Origin of the sequence: Enterovibrio nigricans DSM 22720 (assembly GCF_900167155.1) — a bacterium.
GTDB lineage: Bacteria > Pseudomonadota > Gammaproteobacteria > Enterobacterales > Vibrionaceae > Enterovibrio > Enterovibrio nigricans.
In genome coordinates this window covers 1-1,505 of record NZ_FUXU01000214.1, presented here as the reverse complement: position 1 = coordinate 1,505, position 1,505 = coordinate 1, and the positions used below count along the sequence as shown (strand labels likewise).

The 1,505-nt window shown below is 39.1% G+C and carries 1 protein-coding gene; it reads left to right on the top strand.

Annotation, left to right across the window (positions count from 1 at the left end; genetic code table 11):
- The first annotated feature begins 699 nt into the window (after positions 1-699).
- Positions 700-1,452 (top strand): NAD(P)-binding domain-containing protein, encoded by a 753-nt coding sequence (locus B5D35_RS23685; protein ID WP_078754842.1) that lies wholly within the window; start codon positions 700-702, stop codon positions 1,450-1,452.
- The last annotated feature ends 53 nt before the right edge of the window (positions 1,453-1,505 follow it).

Genomic DNA, 1,505 nt, shown 5'->3' with positions numbered 1-1,505 from the left:
ATCGTAGCTTCTAGATTTAGTTCCATCGATTTAAGCAACAAAGCCCTTCAGTGTGACAGAACCATCGTCATTTTTTCTTACTAATTCATGGAATTTAAAAAAGTCCCTTTCATTTTTGAGTGCGAAGGCGCTTGAGGAAACGAGTGATAATAAAATGGCGAGCTGATAAGTTTTCATGATTAAACCTTTACTGTTTGATAGGTTTGATATTAACTATAAATAAATTATCGGAGCGTAAGTGTGGGTGGATTTAAAGGAGCCAGTTTTTCTGTTCGAATGATGAGTGAGATAAGTGTTCTGTTTTGGCATTAATGCCGATCCCAATGAAATGAGGGTAGGTTACTAATAAATGTAATAAGTACAATTCATCTCAATCTCTGGTTTTCACTGAGTATGCGTTAATTTATTGTCTCTTCATCGCAAGTAATTTTTATGTGTACATTATATTTTCTTCAATTGTTATTTTTATGTTTCGTGATTCAGCTCGAAAGAAATTAACACTACGGTGAAATGACAAACAGCATTATCGTAATGCAACTTGAATATTTAAACTCAATGTTCCATATTATTTCCAGTTTGGCTAATGATACGCATTGGGTTAGATGTATTTCACACACCGTTAATTGCCAAGAAGACGTGTTCGACGTTTATGGTACTGAGTGAAATATCTCTAGTTTTAATTGTTTTTTAGGGGGCGTAGTGATCGAATACGTAAATAACAACGTGAAGTTCTGCGTGCTAGGCGCGGGAAATGGTGGCTTAGCAGCCGCTGGCCATGCGAAGATGGCGGGCTTCAACGTCGCTTTATGGAATCGAAGCTTCAGTAGAATCAGCCATTTGGTCGAAAATCCATATTTGGAGTTAGCAGGGAAGCTCAATGGCACTGTTGCGTTAGATAAGGTGACGGATGATCTGGCCGATGCAATACAAGGCGCATCAGTCATTTCTGTCATGACGACCTGTGATGCATATGAAGAGATAGCGGTAATGCTCGCTCCGCATTTAGTCGATGGCCAAATGGTTCTCTTAAATTCAGAAGGCGTTGGTGGTGGGTTGCTTTTCAACAAAACATTAGTTGAGGCTGGCAATAAGAACAACATTTTGATCGGAATGGCAGATATTTGTGTATATGGCTGCAAATTGACGAATAATAAGTCACCATTGATTAAATCTATCAAAAACAAAATTCATTTTTCGACAATTAATCCGAATCATGCAAATGCATTTCTAAAAGTATTAAACGTGATTTATCCGCAGTTTGTCGATGTAAAAGACCCCCTTGCTACTGGCCTGTGGTTTGCTTGCGGATTACATACGGTTGGCATGGTTTTAAATGCAGAACGTATAAGGCGGGGGGAGGATTTTCTGTTTTATGTGGAAGGGTTCACGCCGGAAATAGCGAGATACCTTAAAGCATTGGATGGGCTTTGTTGCTTAAATCGATGGAACTAAATCTAGAAGCTACGATCTGATCGGCTACACCCATCAATCGTCGTAGTCTCATG